The sequence below is a fragment of the Prevotella sp. FD3004 genome (assembly GCF_000746155.1).
In the GTDB taxonomy this organism is placed as follows: Bacteria; Bacteroidota; Bacteroidia; order Bacteroidales; family Bacteroidaceae; genus Prevotella.
On the sequence record NZ_KN050819.1, the window covers coordinates 666,585 to 684,561 of the forward strand.

Annotated in this window: 11 protein-coding genes and 1 pseudogene; 4 read left to right on the plus strand and 8 right to left on the minus strand. The window is 48.0% G+C overall.

The window, feature by feature from the left end; genetic code table 11:
* Positions 1 to 2: 2 nt before the first annotated feature.
* Together T325_RS09880 and T325_RS09885 are read left to right on the plus strand one after the other, a co-directional pair.
* Complete coding sequence (locus T325_RS09880) at positions 3 to 1,343, plus strand: MFS transporter (protein WP_036913077.1); 1,341 nt, start codon at positions 3 to 5, stop codon at positions 1,341 to 1,343.
* A gap of 3 nt (positions 1,344 to 1,346) precedes the next feature.
* The gene (locus T325_RS09885; protein WP_051949836.1) at positions 1,347 to 3,080 is read left to right on the plus strand and encodes a phosphoethanolamine transferase; all 1,734 of its coding nucleotides are present in this window, start codon (positions 1,347 to 1,349) and stop codon (positions 3,078 to 3,080) included.
* A gap of 3 nt (positions 3,081 to 3,083) precedes the next feature.
* Here the strand turns inward: T325_RS09885 and T325_RS09890 are convergent, their stop codons facing one another.
* The 5 genes from T325_RS09890 to T325_RS09910 are packed head-to-tail and all read right to left on the minus strand — an operon-like array spanning position 3,084 to position 9,259.
* Positions 3,084 to 4,103 carry an endonuclease/exonuclease/phosphatase family protein gene (locus T325_RS09890; protein WP_231622224.1) on the minus strand — a complete coding sequence of 340 codons (1,020 nt, stop codon included), beginning with the start codon at positions 4,101 to 4,103 and terminating at the stop codon, positions 3,084 to 3,086.
* The gene (nhaC, locus tag T325_RS09895) at positions 4,090 to 5,499 is read right to left on the minus strand and encodes a Na+/H+ antiporter NhaC (RefSeq protein ID WP_036913080.1); all 1,410 of its coding nucleotides are present in this window, start codon (positions 5,497 to 5,499) and stop codon (positions 4,090 to 4,092) included. Before nhaC ends, T325_RS09890 begins: the two co-directional genes overlap by 14 nt.
* Positions 5,500 to 7,035, minus strand: coding sequence for a peptide MFS transporter (locus T325_RS09900; RefSeq protein ID WP_036913083.1), 1,536 nt, complete (start codon positions 7,033 to 7,035; stop codon positions 5,500 to 5,502).
* A 3-nt stretch (positions 7,036 to 7,038) separates the two neighbouring features.
* Positions 7,039 to 7,878, minus strand: coding sequence for a porin family protein (locus T325_RS09905; RefSeq protein ID WP_231622225.1), 840 nt, complete (start codon positions 7,876 to 7,878; stop codon positions 7,039 to 7,041).
* Positions 7,879 to 7,900: 22 nt separating this feature from the next.
* A complete protein-coding gene (locus T325_RS09910; protein ID WP_036913086.1) occupies positions 7,901 to 9,259 on the minus strand; it encodes a PBP1 and LysM peptidoglycan-binding domain-containing protein in 1,359 nt (452 codons plus the stop codon).
* A gap of 179 nt (positions 9,260 to 9,438) precedes the next feature.
* Here T325_RS09910 and T325_RS09915 point away from each other — a divergent pair.
* A pseudogene (locus tag T325_RS09915) lies at positions 9,439 to 9,741 on the plus strand (gliding motility-associated C-terminal domain-containing protein); the annotation flags it as partial.
* Positions 9,742 to 9,744: 3 nt separating this feature from the next.
* Complete coding sequence (uvrA, locus tag T325_RS09920; protein ID WP_036913089.1) at positions 9,745 to 12,570, plus strand: excinuclease ABC subunit UvrA; 2,826 nt, start codon at positions 9,745 to 9,747, stop codon at positions 12,568 to 12,570.
* Positions 12,571 to 13,000: 430 nt separating this feature from the next.
* Here uvrA and T325_RS09930 read toward each other — a convergent pair whose 3' ends face one another.
* Genes T325_RS09930 through nuoL form a run of 3 tightly spaced genes read right to left on the minus strand, consistent with a single transcriptional unit; the run spans position 13,001 to position 17,962 of the window.
* Entirely contained in the window at positions 13,001 to 14,425 is a 1,425-nt protein-coding gene (locus T325_RS09930; protein WP_036913094.1) for an NADH-quinone oxidoreductase subunit N, read from the minus strand.
* Between the two features lie 20 nt (positions 14,426 to 14,445).
* Positions 14,446 to 15,966, minus strand: a complete 1,521-nt coding sequence (locus tag T325_RS09935; protein ID WP_036913097.1) for a complex I subunit 4 family protein — start codon at positions 15,964 to 15,966, stop codon at positions 14,446 to 14,448.
* Between the two features lie 4 nt (positions 15,967 to 15,970).
* Complete coding sequence (gene nuoL / locus T325_RS09940; RefSeq protein ID WP_036913101.1) at positions 15,971 to 17,962, minus strand: NADH-quinone oxidoreductase subunit L; 1,992 nt, start codon at positions 17,960 to 17,962, stop codon at positions 15,971 to 15,973.
* Positions 17,963 to 17,977: the final 15 nt, after the last annotated feature.

Consider the following 17,977-nt stretch of genomic DNA (forward strand, 5'->3'; position numbering starts at 1 on the left):
TCGTGACTGAGGCTATCCGACAACGACTCAACGACTCGCCCGTTGCACGATGGACCGTACTACTCATTGTAGCAACAGCTATGATGATGGGCTACTTCGTAAACGATGTAATGTCTCCGTTAGAGACGTTGTTGGAAATGCCCAGGGAGGCGGGCGGCCTTGGATGGACGCCTAGCGATTACGGATTCTTTTCCGGATCCAGTGGACTGATTAATGTTTTTCTGTTGATGCTGTTCTTCTCGGGACTGATTCTCGATAAGATGGGCATCCGATTCACAGGTATTCTGGCATGTAGTCTGATGGTTCTCGGAACCCTGCTGAAGCTTTATGGTGTTATGGTCGACTTCGGCTCAGATATGGTATCATTCTTCGGCTTCGAGCTACCCATGTCTGTAGCTGTGGCTTCGCTTGGCTTTGCTATCTTTGGCGTTGGCTATGAGATGACTGGCATTACCGTTTCTAAGGCAATGGTACGTTGGTTTACAGGCCATGAGTTAGCATTAGCTATGGGCATTCAGTTGGCAATGGCTCGCTTAGGTACAGCTGCTGCACTGAGCATCTCTGCGCCAATAGCAAGGCACTTCACACTTTCCATGCCACTACTCGTTTCTCTGGCATTCCTCATCATCGGCCTGCTGGCATTCCTTGTATTCTGTGTCATGGATCGCAAACTGGACTCATCGGTTTCGTCACAAACAACTAATAGTGAAGAATTCCATTGGAGCGATATCAGAGTAACCTTGCGCAATCCTGGTTTCTGGCTGATCACACTTTTCTGTGTACTCTTCTACTCTGCTGTGTCTCCTTTCCTGAAATTCTCTACGAAACTGATGGTGATAAAGTATGGCGTTGACACAGATATCGCAGGCTTTTTCTCATCGATAGCACCCTTCGGTACTATCATGATGACACCAGTCTTCGGACTGATAAATGACCGTTATGGCAAAGGCGTGACTCTTGTTATCACGGGAGCTCTCATGCTGACATGCGTACATTTCGGCTTCTCATTGCCTCTGCACAACAGCACCATAGCCATTGCCCTAATGGTGATTCTCAGTATAGGCTATTCTCTGGCGCCAGCCGCCCTATGGCCCTGCGTGCCCAAAATCATCCCATTGAAATGTCTAGGCACAGCGTACTCCATGATTTTCTTCATCCAGAACTTCGGACGTGCCATCATTCCCATGTTTGTAGGAAAGGCCAATGAGACTGATTCTTCCTACACCACTTCCATGCTTATCTTCGGCTTTACAGCCCTTGGCGCAGCCCTCATTGCTGTTGCCATGTTCTACGTCAACCGTCAGAAAGGCTACGGCCTACAACTGCCTAATATTAAATCGTAAGTTATGAAACAGATACTTAAACCAATCCTAGACAATATCACACTATTCATCATCTCCATCTTGTTGCTTGGCGGGTTTGATGTATTCTATCACCAGTACAATTTCCATGAGAACGACACCATGGGCATGTTATCGGCTTATGGAGAAATGATTCTGGAAGCCTATCTGATTTGTCTCTGCTCATACTGGCTGAGAAAGATTCATCTGAAAGTGGCTTTCTATATTATTCTATTCACCATCTACGCTGTCAACTGTTACCTGCGCTATGCATATAGTACAGACATATCGCCAAAGATTCTTTTGCTACTTTTCGAGACCAACAATAAAGAGATTACTGGTTTCTTTAAAACCTATTTTATGACTCCGGCCATGTATAAGACCATAGCCATCGTCAGTTTTATGCTCTTATTAACCGTCATTGGCGAATTATACCGTGAGAAAATCACCAGACTCATCAGAAGGCCAATCACCGTATGGCTATTAATACCCATCCTTCTGCTTGGCGCAGTTGGTGGCGCGGGAGCCATTGGCAGATATGTCAGACTTGCTATGTGCAAGAACACTTTCGAGGCAGAACGATGGCTTATGGAAATACCCTATCGTAAAGGAATGCCAATGCCTAACCTCTGCTACTCGGTGGATGCGATTCACATGTCTGGGCAAGACCTCTATTATATGATTAACGCTACAGAAGCTGCAATCAGTGATGTGAGATGTAAGCAAAACGACTCTCTGAACATCGTACTTGTCATTGGTGAATCGTATAATAAGCACCACGCTTCTCTTTACGGATATCCACTCAACACAACACCTTATCAGTGTCAAGAGCGCGAACGAGGTAACCTCTATGCCTTCAATCATGTAAAAGCTCCACACAACATGACCAGTATCGTCCTAAAGAACGTACTCTGCTGCAACAACATCCATGAGGGAGAACGGTGGCATGATTTCCCGTTCTTTCCAGCCATCTTCAAGAAGGCAGGCTACGACGTATGGTTCTGGGACAATCAATACAAATGGGATCCTGATGCAGCATGGGCATTTACGCTTAATTCGGTCCTTTTCAATGAGAGAATACAGGAACTATCGTATACAGCCATCAACGAGACAGGCTCTACATACGACGGAGGGCTCATCGCCGACTTCGAGAAAAACAAGAAAGAGCAACTCGGTAAGCATAACCTGATGATTTTCCATCTAGCAGGTCAGCATTTCCCTGCCAGCATGCAATACCCACAAGAGAAAAGCTATCAAATATTCTCTGCCAACGACATCAAAGACAAAGCTCCATATCTGAATAACGAAAGCCGTCAGCGTATTGCTGAATACGCAAATGCCACGCGCTATAATGATGAGGTCATCTGGCAGATTATGGGTCTATTCAAGCATACGAACACACTATTGATTTACTTCCCCGACCATGGTGAAGAGGTATATGATTATCGTGATTTCTATGGGCGACAGATTCTCGGAGAAGATAAAATCACACCAGAGCTGATTAAATACCAATTGGAAATCCCATTCGTCGTATGGTGCTCTGACAAATGGAAACACACGCACGAAACAGAATGGAAAGCAATTGGAAAAGCAACAGATCGTGAGTTCTCTACCGACAACGTGTGCCATCTTCTCTTCCGTCTTGCAGGCATCAAGACTAAAGAATATAAGCCAGCGCGCGATTTGTTCAGTCCTGAGTTTGAACCGCAGACGAAAGAATATGATATTCTTTCACTCTAAGTATTACCACGATAAACGGACAACTAACGGAAGATGGTCGCTATAACCAGGTTGATAGCGCATACCATTGTATGTCCGACGAGGTTTGAATCCTCCATATAGCCGTTCTTCCTCCAGGAGAAAGTATGGTGCATGGATGAAGGCCTTTTCAACCTTATTATATATATAAGGGGAACCCAGTATATGATCGATTTGTTCCCAATGGCCTTTATAACGATATGTGCCTCGAACATCTTTGGGAGCTGAAGGCTGCCACGTAAGACTCTTGATGCGATGTCTGAAAATCTCTTGCATCACAGGACTATCAATATCATCATTGAAATCGCCAGCTATCAGGATTCCTGGTTGCGATGATACAGCACAGATAGAATCTATGCTCTCACAAAGGCGCTCTGCCGCTGCTTGACGGAAAGGACGACTATAATGTTCTCCACCATATCGGCTCGGCATATGGACAACAAACACATGCAGCGTATCACCAGAAACAACATGTCCACAGGCATAGAGGATATCACGCGTAGGACGCATACCCTCAACAGGTTTAACACGGATACTATAGCTGGATATTGGTGCAAAGGAAAACGGAGAATATAACAAAGCAACATCAACACCACGAAGATCCGGCGATGAAGTCATCATATATTCATATCCCGCATTCCTTAGCAATGAGCGCTTCGTAAGGTCATGCATCGTTGAATCGTTCTCGACCTCACAAAGCGCAATCATGTCAGGGATACCATCATCAGAACAGGAAAGCAATTCCTGAGCAATGTTGTTCAACTTGCGCCAGTAACGTTTCTTTGTCCAATGGCGCGTTGCATCCGGCAAATATTCCGTGTCGTCTTTCCCTTCATCATGAGAATAATCAAACAGATTCTCACAATTGAGTTCGACGAGAGTGAACTGCCGCTGCGCAGCAGCCGAAAGGAAGTAAAAGGAAGGCAGAAGAAGAAAAAAGAAGATAAAAAACATATGTCTTATACCTCCTTCTATCTTCCTATATCTTCTTCTATCTACTTTCATTCCGTTTGATTTTCCAACCAATGGCAGCAATGACGATACTTGTTACCGGCGATAAGAAATTAAAAAAGCAATAAGGCAAATAAGTAAGTGTAGCCACCCCAAGTACTGTGCTTTGCGTGAGTCCACAGGTGTTCCAAGGCACCAATACCGAGGTCACCGTTGCACCATCCTCACAACTGCGGCTCAACAAGCGGGATTCGCACCCCATCTTCTTATAAGTATCCTTGAACATAGAACTTGAGAGCATTATCGACAGATACTGGTCGGCAGTGGCGATATTACAGAAAATCGCAGTTCCTACAGTCGAGGCAACCAGTGATGCAGTACTCTTCACAAAATGCAAGACCTTACGCATCAGTTCCTGCAACTGTCCCGTAGCCGTCAGTGCACCACCAAAGGTCTGAGCACAGATAATCAGCCAGATGGTTGGCATCATACCAGCCATACCACTTGTATGTACCAATTCATTCAACATAGGAACTCCCGTCTCAATGTTCGTGCTACCATAGCAGACCTGCATCATTCCTTTGTATGAGGCCAGCAAGCCCCCGTCCACATCACCAGAGATGGTATGAACCAGCGGTATCTGAACTATTAAAGCCACAATAACAGCCAACAAGATCGCTAAAAACAGAACAACCATTGAAGGCCAACGACGTGCTATCATCACTCCCGTCAGCACAGGAACGACCAGTAGCCATGGAGAAATGACAAAGGTTCGCTGAAGACCATCCATAAATTCCACCACATTGCCATGTCCTTGCACATCCATTGTGAAACCTGCAATAAAGAAGATGGTCAGAGAGATGCAGAACGTGGGCACGGTAGTATAAAGCATATACCGGATATGGGTAAAGAGTGGTGTTCCCGACACGCTTGAGGCTAACACTGTTGTATCAGAAAGTGGCGACAACTTATCACCAAAATAAGCGCCAGTGATAATAGAGCCGGCTATCCAACCATCGTCGAAACCATGGGCCTTACCGATACCCATCAGTGCTACACCGATAGTAGCTACCGTAGTCCACGAAGAACCTATCATCAAACTAACCAATGCACATAGCACACTGCTGCTGACTAGGAACACCTCGGGACGGATAATCTGCATGCCATAGTAAATCATCGTCGGCACGATACCCGACACCATCCATGTACCACCGATGGCACCAATCAATAATAGGATAATAATTGCCGGTGTACAACTGGCTATCTTATCCGTTATCTCTTTCTCAAGGTTCTCCCATTCCAGACGTTTCGTGAAATGACCAATAAGCACACTCACGGCAGATGCTGCCAACAGCGACACCTGCGATGCACCATCCAGTGTTGCGCTGCCGAAAGCAGCAACGCAACACGTGATGAGCAATATTAAAACTAAAAATGGGATATATACCATTTAGCAGACCTTCTCGAGTCGTTTCATCATAGCGAACATGAAGATGGCTGCCACGAGGCAGACACCAAGGAAGACGCTCCAGCATATCCAGAGGGGAACAGCCCCCCAGAGCAGACCGCCTACCACTACGAGCTGGTTACCGATAGCCGTAGCCACAAACCAGCCACCCATCATCATACCCTTATACTTGGGAGGAGCCACCTTAGAAACAAACGAGATTCCCATGGGCGAAAGTAACAGTTCACCGAAAGTCAGCACCAGATATACCATTATCAGCAAGTTCGGAGTGACGTCAGCCACATGAACAGCAACAGGATTGCCGTCGGGACCTATCTCGGTCTGAGGCATAGGCAAGCCAAATGAAGAGAAGGCCATCAGTGCGTATGCTACGGCAGCCACAATCATACCATAGGCAATCTTACGAGGAGCCGATGGTTCCTTTCCTTTTGCAGCCAATGCTCCAAAGATTGCCATCGACACAGGTGTCAGTGCCACTACATAGAAGGGGTTGAACTGCTGGAAGATTGGAGCAGAAACTGTGATACTACCATCAGCATCATATTGCAGGCAAAGGAAAGCCAAAGCCATACAGATGACAATGGCAGAAATGGCCTTACCCTTACCAGTCTTTGACTGGAACAGTGAGAACAATGCATAGACTATGAAAATGACAGCCACAAGATTCCACACATTGAAGCACATCGCCTGCAAGCCGTCAGCCGACTGTGCGGTGAACTCGTCAGCAAAATAGGTCAGCGACAATCCGTTCTGATGGAATGCCATCCAGAAGAAGATGACCACTGCGAATACGAGACACAGAGCCACGATGCGCTGCTTGGTCTCTTCCTTCGACAGCTCTGGCTCTGCTGTTGTCGTGTCATCCTTGACAGCAGCCTTCTTCGCACCACCCTCCGTATGACGGAAAGTTGAACGGAACACATAATAGATGGCTATCGATAAAATCAGTGAGGCACAAGCCACAGCGAACGAGAAGTGATAAGCATCGTTGCTTGAATAGCCTAAGACTGTTTCGGCATACTCCTTGATTCTGATGGCTGCAGTCGGAGCAAACAGAGCACCGATGTTGATAGCCATGTAGAAGATAGAGAAGCCCGAGTCGCGCTTGTCCTTATACTTCGGATCGTTGTAGAGGTCGCCCACCATCACTTGAAGGTTACCTTTGAACAAGCCCGTACCAAAGCCAATGAGCAGCAGGGCTGCCAGCATCACGACCAGAGCCGTGGTGTCACCACCAAGGGGAACAGACAGCAGCAGGTAACCAGCGAACATAATCATGATACCCGTCGTTACCATCTTGCCGAATCCGAACTTGTCGGCCATGATACCACCAATCAGCGGGAAGAAATACACTAACATGAGGAACGCACTGTAGATAGTACCGGCTAAAGCAGGTGACAATCCATAGTTAGCTCTCAAAAACAAAGCAAAAACGGCAAGCATCGTGTAATAGCCGAATCGCTCACCAGTGTTGGCTAAAGCCAACGCGAATAATCCTTTCGGTTGTCCTTCGAACATAAGTTATTTTATTTTAGAATTTTTGGTTTTAATGATATCAAACAGGTAGGTACACTTAATGACAATATTGCCGAAGTTAGAACGGCCAAAATAGTCGCGTTTGGTTGAACCGTAGATGTTACCCAAACCGTAATAGTAACGGCCTTCAATCACGAAATGTCCCATATGAGGGTTACTATACTCCACTCCAGCACCGACGGCAATACCATAGTCGAACTTATTCTCCACAGCCATTGTATCCTGAGCCACCACATGGTTGGCACGAACATTGGCATACTGATACTCCGGTCCGAAATAGCCCTGCTCTGATATATTAGGGTTGAAGGCTGGATCACGCACATCGAAATTACTCTCCGTCTTATCGTTGAGATAGAAACCTATCTGCGGACCCAGATGGATGAAACCCTGAAAGCCGTTACGTTCACGTCCCCATCCCAAGCGAGCCAGCAAAGGCACCTGTACGTAGGTCATCTTCCTTGAAAAACTGAGATTCTGTGAGGGATCAGTATGCAGCGGCACTGGCTGATCATTCATCGTGAGAATATTCTCCTTCCAACCTATCTGCGCATAGTTAACCTCGGCCGTTACGGCGCATATACTACTGAAATACTTCTCACAAGTGTAACGTGCCGATATACCACCTGTGACACCACCAAACATAGACTGGGGAACCTTTGGTACAAAAGCTACGTTACTCAACACATAACCACCGTTCACACCTATAGCGAAATCAGTACGATACTCACCTACCTGAGCCGATGTATTTAAGGGTAAAAGGGTAAGAAAGTATAAAGGTACGGCCTTTACCACACAGCATAGGAACCCTTTCATCACATTTCTCATCTACTTATTTTCTTTTTACTTTTCAAAACTTGATAGTTTCTATCTTATGGCTGGGGGCATAGTGAACCAACACAATAGACCTGTTGCGAAGCCCGCCATTGCCATAACGCTCAAACTTCAATGGTGTCTGCACCGGCTCATAGCCCAGCATACCTGCAGCGCCATTGAATGTCTTACCATACTTATGGAGTCCACGCAGGAAGAAATATGCCTGATCAAAACCCGTAATACCTAATCGTGGCAAACGGTTCTGCATATCCGAATGGAAGTTCTTGCGATAATTCTGTTCTATTCGTTGAGTTGATGGAGTCAACGGGTTATAGTTGAACGTTGATGGTATATAAGTATTATATTTATAGAAATTCTCCAAGTACGAACGATTGTACATCAACCACTCTGTATAGCCGAACATCGTGATATTTAGTTCTGGACTAACCACTTTCAGTCCGTCAATCTTCGAGAAGGCGACGCCCAACTCCTGAGAGCGAGCGGTATTGAGTATCACCACATTCGACTTCTTACGGCTAAACGCTTTTGAGAAATCATCTTCTCCCGACTTCAGACTAGTCACAGAATACTCCAGCCCGCGCTGTTCCAGCTGGCGGCGCACACCTGCGGTAAAAGGTCCCTTCTTACTAGTAGAGTCGTTACAGTCGATGATTACCGTATGGAAACCTTTGAACTGGTCGACAAACAGATTTACCGAAGCCTCGTTAATCTCGGCCTGTGTCTGATAAATCTGGAAGATATGACGGTTGTCATTCAGTTGGGGCGCATTGATTGAGAAAGGAATCACCAGCTTTATGTCATGCTTTGCAACAAAGGCCGACAGTGCATCCATCTGTTTGGAATATAGCGGACCGATAATCAAGTCGCACTTGGCGGCAGCCTCGTCGAGCAAAGTCTGACGGATATCCCAGTCCTCTGGGGTATTCCAGGCATGAACATCCACAGAGATACCCAGTTTCTTCACACTGTCACATGCCATCAACACACCACGATAATATTCTATCATCCGCTTGCCATCACCATTGATGTCGTGCAGCGGCAGCATCACACCCAGACGGATGGCGCGATTACGCACATCGTCGGCAGAAGCCTTGACCTCGGCTATAGGTTTTGCAGGCTTTGCCTGACCTGCCGCATAAGGAATCCTGAGCACTACTCCTTTCTTCAGTTCATAGCCAGGAGCCTTCATATCCGGGTTTGCCTCTATCAACTCATCTATGGTGATGTCGTACATCCGGGAGATACCGAAGATGGTTTCCTTCTTCTTAACCTTATGCAAGCCACGGATAGAATCAGTAACCTGGGCAGAAGCAATGCCTACAGCCAAGAAGAGTGCTATTACAAGCAATGAAGATCTTAATAGTCGTGTCATAAACTTCGAAATTAGCAATTTTCGCCTACAAAAGTACATAATAATTGTGATATATACAAATTATTTCGTATCTTTGCACGATAATGCAGATAAAAATGAGAATAAAACACATTCTTTCAGTCGCCTTGATGGCGTTTCTACCGCTTCTCGTTCAAGCACAGGATGACATACCTAATGCCAGTGAGAGCAAGCTGACATTCCCCAATGCCTTCTCGCCAAACGGCGACGGAATCAATGATATATACAAGGCCAAAGAGCAACAGGGACTGGCAGAGTTCCATGCATACATCTTTAATAGAGGGGGACAGAAGCTCTATGAGTGGACCGACCCTGCTGAGGGCTGGGACGGCACCTACAACGGCAAGAATGTGAAAGAGGGTGTATACTTCGTACTCGCCAAGGCGAAAGGTGTAGACGGCAAGACGTACAACATCCGTAAAGATGTGAATCTGCTAAGAGGCTTTATCAATAGTGAGAAGTAAGAAATGAAGAGAGAAGACGATAAGATAAACGTATACGGAGCTCGTGTACACAACCTGAAGAATATCGATGTGGAGATTCCGCGCAATTCGCTGGCCGTGATTACCGGTCTCAGTGGCAGCGGCAAGTCTTCACTGGCTTTCGACACCATCTTTGCCGAGGGTCAACGACGCTATATCGAGACTTTCTCGGCCTATGCCCGAAATTTTCTCGGTGGCATGGAACGCCCCGATGTAGATAAGATAACCGGTCTGTCGCCTGTTATCAGCATCGAGCAGAAGACCACCAACAAGAATCCGCGCTCTACAGTAGGTACGACCACTGAGATCTACGACTACATGCGACTGCTCTATGCCCGAGCCGGAAAAGCCTATAGCTATGCCACTGGCGAGGAGATGGTGAAATATACCGAGGAGAAAGTGCTCGACATGATACTGAACGACTATGCGGGTAAGAAGATCTTCATCCTCGCCCCCCTAGTTCGCAGCCGTAAGGGACACTATCGTGAACTCTTTGAGGCCATGCGCCGCAAGGGCTATCTGAATATCCGTGTTGATGGTGAAATCATGGAGATTACCCGTGGCATGAAGGTGGATCGATATAAGAACCACGACATTGAGGTGGTCATCGACAAGCTGGCCGTATCGCCCAAGGATGAGGAGCGACTCAAGAAATCTGTACAGATAGCCATGAAGCAGGGCGAAGGTCTGATACTCATTCTCGATAAGGAAACGGGAGCCATTAAGCATTTCTCCAAACGCCTGATGTGCCCCACTACCGGTATCAGCTATAGCGATCCCGCACCCAACAACTTCTCGTTCAATTCTCCCCAAGGTGCATGTCCTTATTGCAAGGGCCTTGGTACAATCAACCAGATCGACCTTGAGAAAGTGATGCCCGACAAGAAGATGAACATCCACGACGGTGGCATCGTTCCCCTAGGGAAATACAAGAACCAGATGATCTTCTGGCAGGTGGAATCCATCCTCAAGAAGTATGAGTGCAACCTCAAGACCCCTATTCAGGACATCCCCGACGACGCCATGCAGGAAGTGCTCTATGGCTCACTCGAGAATGTACGTATTGACAAGGAACTGGTTCACACCTCGAGCGACTACTTCATCTCTTTCGATGGTATCATCAAATATCTGCGCAATGTCATGGAGAACGATGATTCCGCTGCCGGACAGAAATGGGCCGACCAGTTTCTGGCAGAGTGCGAGTGCCCTGAATGTCACGGGCAGCGGCTCAACCGCGAGGCGCTTTCATATAAGGTATGGGACAAGAACATCAGCCAGCTGGCCTCGATGGATATCAACGAACTGCGCGAATGGTTAGACGAGGTAGAAAGCCACCTTGACCATCATCAGCAGCAGATAGCCCACGAGATTCTGAAAGAGATACGCACCCGACTCGACTTCCTGCTTGAGGTGGAACTCGACTATCTGGCCCTGAACCGTCAGTCGGCCTCGCTCTCGGGTGGTGAGAGTCAGCGCATACGTCTGGCCACACAGATTGGCTCACAGCTCGTCAACGTGCTCTATATTCTCGACGAGCCCAGTATCGGACTACATCAGCGCGACAATGAACGGCTCATCAAGTCGCTCAAGGAGTTGCGCGACCTGGGCAATACCGTGATCGTAGTAGAACACGATGAAGACATGATGCTTAATGCCGACTATATCGTAGACATCGGTCCACGCGCCGGCAGAAAAGGCGGCGAGGTGGTGTTCCAGGGAACGCCCAAAGAGATGTTGCAGACCAACACCATTACAGCACAGTATCTGAACGGCCAGCAAAAGATTGCCATTCCGGAAGAGCGGCGCAAGGGCAACGGCCACAGTCTCATCCTGCGCGGCTGCACGGGCAACAACCTGAAGCAGGTAGACGTTGAGTTTCCTTTGGGCAAACTCATCCTCGTAACAGGTGTCAGCGGTAGCGGTAAGTCGACGCTCATCAACGAGACCCTCCAGCCCATCCTGTCAAAGCATTTCTATCGTTCGCTGAAAGCACCGATGCCCTACGAGAGTATCGAGGGACTGGAATATATAGACAAGGTGGTCGATGTCGACCAGTCGCCTATCGGACGAACACCCCGTTCAAATCCTGCCACTTATACTGGTGTGTTCTCTGATATCCGTTCACTTTTCGTCAACCTGCCAGAGGCCAAGATCAGAGGCTACAAGCCGGGCCGCTTCTCGTTCAACGTGAAAGGCGGACGCTGTGAGACGTGCGGCGGTAATGGTTACAAGACCATCGAGATGAACTTCCTGCCCGATATCCAGGTGCCCTGCGAGGAATGTCACGGCAAGCGCTATAACCGCGAGACCTTAGAGGTGCGCTACAAGGGAAAGTCTATTGCCGACGTACTCGACATGACCATCAACCAGGCCGTAGAGTTCTTTGAGAACGTACCCGATATCCTGCGTAAGATCAAGACCATTCAGGATGTAGGTCTGGGTTACATCAAGCTGGGACAATCGTCCACCACCCTATCCGGTGGCGAGAGCCAGCGTGTGAAGCTGGCAACCGAACTCTCCAAGAAAGATACGGGTAAGACGCTCTATATACTCGACGAACCGACTACAGGCCTGCACTTCGAGGATATCCGCATCCTGATGGATGTGCTCAATAAGCTCGTGGACCGTGGGAACACTGTCGTCATCATTGAGCATAACCTCGACGTCATCAAGTTGGCCGACTGGATTATCGACATCGGTCCTGAGGGCGGCCGCAAGGGAGGTCAGATTCTCAGCACTGGCACTCCAGAACAAGTGGCCAAGAGCAAGAAGGGCTACACCCCCAAGTTCCTTAAGAACGTGTTGAAATAGGCATATCTGAAAGGATTATAAATATTGTTTACAAACGGCCTCGTGAGAATTGCGCCGTAGTCAGTAAACGGTCCAATGGTCGCAAATATGCGAGTTTTGGACCGTTTCCGTAAGTCACTGATAACGTGCCCTTTACGAAAAAAGACAATTTCCCTCCTTCGTTAAGACGTCATCTTCGGGTACAAAACAAGTTGTTTTGTACCCGAAGATGCTATCTGTAATACCTTTAGAGACTATCTGAACCAAGATAAAACAAGTTGTTTTATCTGAAAAGGTCCTGGGTTTGTCGTAATGAAACCCTAAGTTTGTCGTAATACAACCCATAGTTTCATTACGAGAGACCCGTTTCCAATCGGTTTTAACCAACAAAAGCGCCTCCCGCAGCTCTAGATTGAGCAAAGCGGGAGGCGCTTTTTTAAGCATTATTTCTTTACATGCCAGCGGCAGCAATCCATTCGTAGATGCAGCTTACAACGCCGAAGAGGGCGATGCCTGCAGTACAGATAGCGAGGGCCATCTTCGTATTGACGTCGCTCTGGAACGTGGGCAGCGGACTGTCGGTCTTCGTGATGTACATAGCCTTCACAATCAGCAGGTAGTAGTAGAGTGAAACTACTGTGTTGACCAAGGCAATGAATACTACGAAGTAAGCCAAGGGCTCACCGTTCTGGACACCAGCCATGAACACGAAGAACTTCGAGAACATACCTGCGAACGGAGGAATACCTGCCAGAGAGAACAACGCCAAGGTCATGAGGAACGAGAGCTTGGGGTTGGTCTGGTAGAATCCATTGTAGGCAGCCATATCGGTGCGACCAGCGTTATTACGCTCCACAACATTGATAACGGTGAAGACAGCCATGTTGGCTACGATATAGACAAGTACATAGTAGGTAAGTGCAGCGATGCCCAACTGATTGTTACCAACCACGGCAAGCATGATATAACCGGCCTGCGAGATAGAGCTGAACGCCATGAAGCGCTTGAGCTCGCTCTGACGGATGGCAAACAAGTTGGCCACGGTAATAGAGAGAACGATGACTACATAGAGCATGTAATCCCAATACTCTACCATGGGTTGGAACACTTTCATAAGGATGGTGCACAGTGTGATGGCAGCAGCACCCTTGGAGATAACACTCAGATAACCGGTAACAGGGGTTGGAGCACCCTGATAGGTATCGGCCGTCCAGAAGTGGAAAGGCACGAGTGAGATCTTGAAGCCAAGACCACTGAAGAAGAATACCAGACCCATGATGGTGAGAGGCTTAGCAGTAATCACAGCTGCGACATCATCGAAGTAGAGCGTACCTGTAGCGGCATAGATGAATGAGATACCGAACAGCATCACACCACTTGAGAAAGTAGCCACGAGGATGTACTTGGCAGCTCCCTCGGCTGAATTCTTACGATCCTTATCGAAGGCCACCATACATGCCAGAGGCACAGATGCAGTCTCAAGACCAAGGAAAAACAGCAGGAAATTGCCACTCGACATCATGACATACATACCGAGCAGGGTGGCAAGAATCAACATGTAGAACTCACCAGCCAAGTGCTTACGGGTCTCAACCCACGACTGGGCCATCATCACAACGATAAACGTACCAAAGGCCAGGATGGTCTTCATGACATTCACGGCTGCCGACGACACATAGAGTCCACCGAAGGCCTCAGAGGGCTGGATACCGAACATCAGGATGGTCTGACACAGCAACAGGGTAGCTGTCAGCTTGCCAAGCACACTGACCTTACGCTCGCTCTTCATCAGACTGAAGTCGGCCACAAACACTATCAAAAGCCAGAGAACGAGTAATGCCTCAGGCATCATATTTAAGAATTGTCCGTAATTCATATCTTAAGTCCTCCTAACTTTTACATGACACCAATTGAATGAAGTATGCTGCCTGCCGCAGGCGAAATCATATCGCTGAAGAAGAACGGCATACAACCGAGACCAGCCACACAGAAGATAAGGCAGATCACTGCAACGCGCTCATCCCATGTAGCATCGGTGAGCTCGAGGAAGTGCTTGTTCTCTACCTCGCCATACAGAATCTTACCGACAACACGCAGGATATAGACTGCCGTTACGACAATCGACGTACATGCGATGATGGTAGCCACCATGCGGAACGATGTGTTGGGGTCGCCATCCATCGGATGGGCAGTGAATGCGCCAACGAAGATGCTCATCTCAGCAATGAAGCCAGAGAAACCGGGAAGACCGAGGTTGGCCAGACCGGCAATCACATAACCGACAGCGAGGAAAGGCATGATCTTCATGAGACCAGCCAGCTCACGGATGTCACGGGTGTGGGTACGACCGTAGATCATACCGATGAGGGCAAAGAAGAGAGCCGTCATCAGACCGTGAGACAGCATCTGAAGCACAGCACCGGTTACAGCTGTCTGACTCATCATCAGCAGGGCGAAGAGCACCAGACCACAGTGTGACACTGAAGAGTAAGCATTGATATACTTCAGGTCGGTCTGAACGCAAGCACTCAAGGCACCATAGACTACAGAGATTGTAGTCAGGATGAGGAAGATCCAAGAGAGATCCTGAGCAGCATCAGGCAACAGGTACATAGCTACACGGAAGCAACCATAGCCTCCGAGCTTCATCAACACACCGGCATGGAGCATAGACACGGCGGTAGGCGCTGAGGCGTGACCGTCGGGGCTCCATGTGTGGAATGGGAACAGGGCGCCCAGCACACCGAAACCAATGAAGATGAAGGGGAAGAACACGTTCTGGATGTCGCTCGGAATCTTATGGGCAGCGGCAATCTTAGTGAGCTCAAAGGTGTATTCGCCACTGTAGAGACCATTGAAATAATAGATACCCAGCAGTCCGAGAATCAGCAGGGCAGAACCTCCCATCAGCATCAGCGTAAGCTTCATGGCCGAATACTCCTTACGACCACTACCCCATACGCCAATCAGCAGATACATGGGAATCAGAGCCACCTCATAGAACATGAACATGGTGAAGAGGTCTGTTGAGATGAAGAAACCATATACACCCGTTGAAAGGAGTGTGAACCAAAGGAAATACTCCTTTGTCATGGGCTTCAGCTGCCATGAAGCAAATGTGCCAGTAAACACAATGATACTCGACAACAGCAGCATAACAACAGAAATGCCATCGACACCTACAGAATAGGCAATATTAAGAGGCTTGAACCAGGGCACACTATAAGTAAGCAGCATCTCAGCCGTATTACCTGCAGCACGCTCCTGAACGAAATAGATCGTCAGCCAGATAGAGAGGGCCAACAGGCAGCTGGCACCCGTCACCATCACGCCACGCACCTGATTGAGATTCTTTGCCAACCAAAGGCAAAGCAACATCAGAGCGGGGATTACTACGAATAATGTTAATATACTCATATCTTTAGATGCATAAAAGGATTAATGTTAATGCAACCGTACCAGTAAGGAACCATACGGCATACTGACGGACATCGCCACTCTGCCAAGGACGGATACTCTCACCAGCCTCGTTGGCACCCCATGCCAGGAAGTTGAACGTACCATCAACGACATGACGGTCGAACCAAGCGATAGGCGTGCTGACGCAACGGAAGATAATTCGATGTGTTACATACTGCCATATCTCGTCCTGATAGAAACGCTTGTAGGCTGCACGATGCAACTTGGGGAACGTCTTATACAGTCGATCGGCAATTGGCTGGGTTTCACCTTTATAGATATAGGTGGCCAGACAAATGCTCAAGATGGCAATAATCGTAGATGTAGCTGCGATCTGTGGATCGAAGTGAATGGTGTACTCCTCACCGCTTGCAGTAACGAAACTGCCGAAAGAGCCGCCCCATCCGAGGAAACCGCCAAGCGTGGTGTAAACACCAACACCAACAGTAATCACACAAAGCACAATCAGAGGAATGGTCATTGTGAGCGGAGCCTCATGAGGAGTATGATGCTCATGTGCCTCCTTATTCTCTGTTCCCCAGAAGATGCCGTAGTACAGACGGAACATATAGAAAGCAGTCATTGCTGCAATGCCTGTCATGATCCATCCTACAACAGGACTGTAGTGCATGCAGGCAGTGATAATCTCATCCTTTGAACTGAAGCCAGAGAAGAATGGAATACCGGCGATGGCCAGACAAGAGATGAGGAACGTGATATGCGTAACCGGCATGTACTTGCGGAGACCACCCATGAAAGCCATCTCATTTGAGTGAACAGCATGGATGATACAACCAGCACCAAGGAACAAGCAAGCCTTGAACATGGCGTGAGTAAACAAATGGAACATACCAGCCATGAAACCAAGCTGTGCGTGATTGTCCCACATACGCTCGTGACCTACAAGACATACACCGAGTGCCACCATCATGAAAGCAATCTGAGAGATTGTCGAGAAGGCCAGCACACGCTTGATATCGCTCTGGGCACAAGCCACAGCAGCAGCATAGAAAGCGGTGAACACACCCACCCATACCACGATGCTCAGAGCCTCGGGGGCGTACTGAAGCCAGAGAGGGAACATACGGGCAATCTGGAACACACCAGCTACCACCATCGTAGCAGCATGGATGAGCGCAGAAACAGGTGTAGGACCTTCCATGGCATCGGGCAACCAGATGTGCAACGGGAACATGGCACTCTTACCGGCACCACCAATGAACATCAGCGTAAGAGCTGTGGGGATGATAAGTCCACCGGCAGTAACAGCCTTCAGCATGTTACCAGGGATGAACGGAGTTGAACCAGCGCCCATTACGATATCGGTACCCTGATCGGCAAACCAGAAGCTGAATGAATCGGTAAAATAACCAAAGGTCAGAATACCAATGAGGAAGAACATATCGGCAAAACGCGTCACGATGAATGCCTTCTTAGAAGCAGCAATAGCGGGCTTCAGAGGGTAGTAGAAACCGATGAGCAGGTATGAGCTTACACCTACCAACTCCCAGAACATATACATCTGGAAGATGTTGGTAGCTAATACCAAGCCCAACATAGACATCGTGAAGAGAGAGAGGAAAGCGTAATAACGCTGAAATCCCTTCTCACCATGCATGTAGCCGAATGAGTAGATATGAACCATCAGTGAAACCGTAGAGATAACAATCAGCATCATTACGCTGATAGGATCCAACAGAATACCGAGGTCGAAGTGCAGATTGCCCAGAGGCAACCAAGTGAAGTTATAGGGGACAATTGTCTGATAGACACCCTCCACACGATCAGCAGTGAAGTACTGGAACGCTGTGAGGTAAGACAGAATTGTCACTATAGCCAGTGAACAAGTGCCGATAAGTCCGGCAACTTTATGTTGCATCTTCATGCCAGCCAGTCCAAGAACGATGAACGACAGCAACGGCAGAAGCATGATAAATAATGTGTATTCGAACATATTCTTTACCTTTTT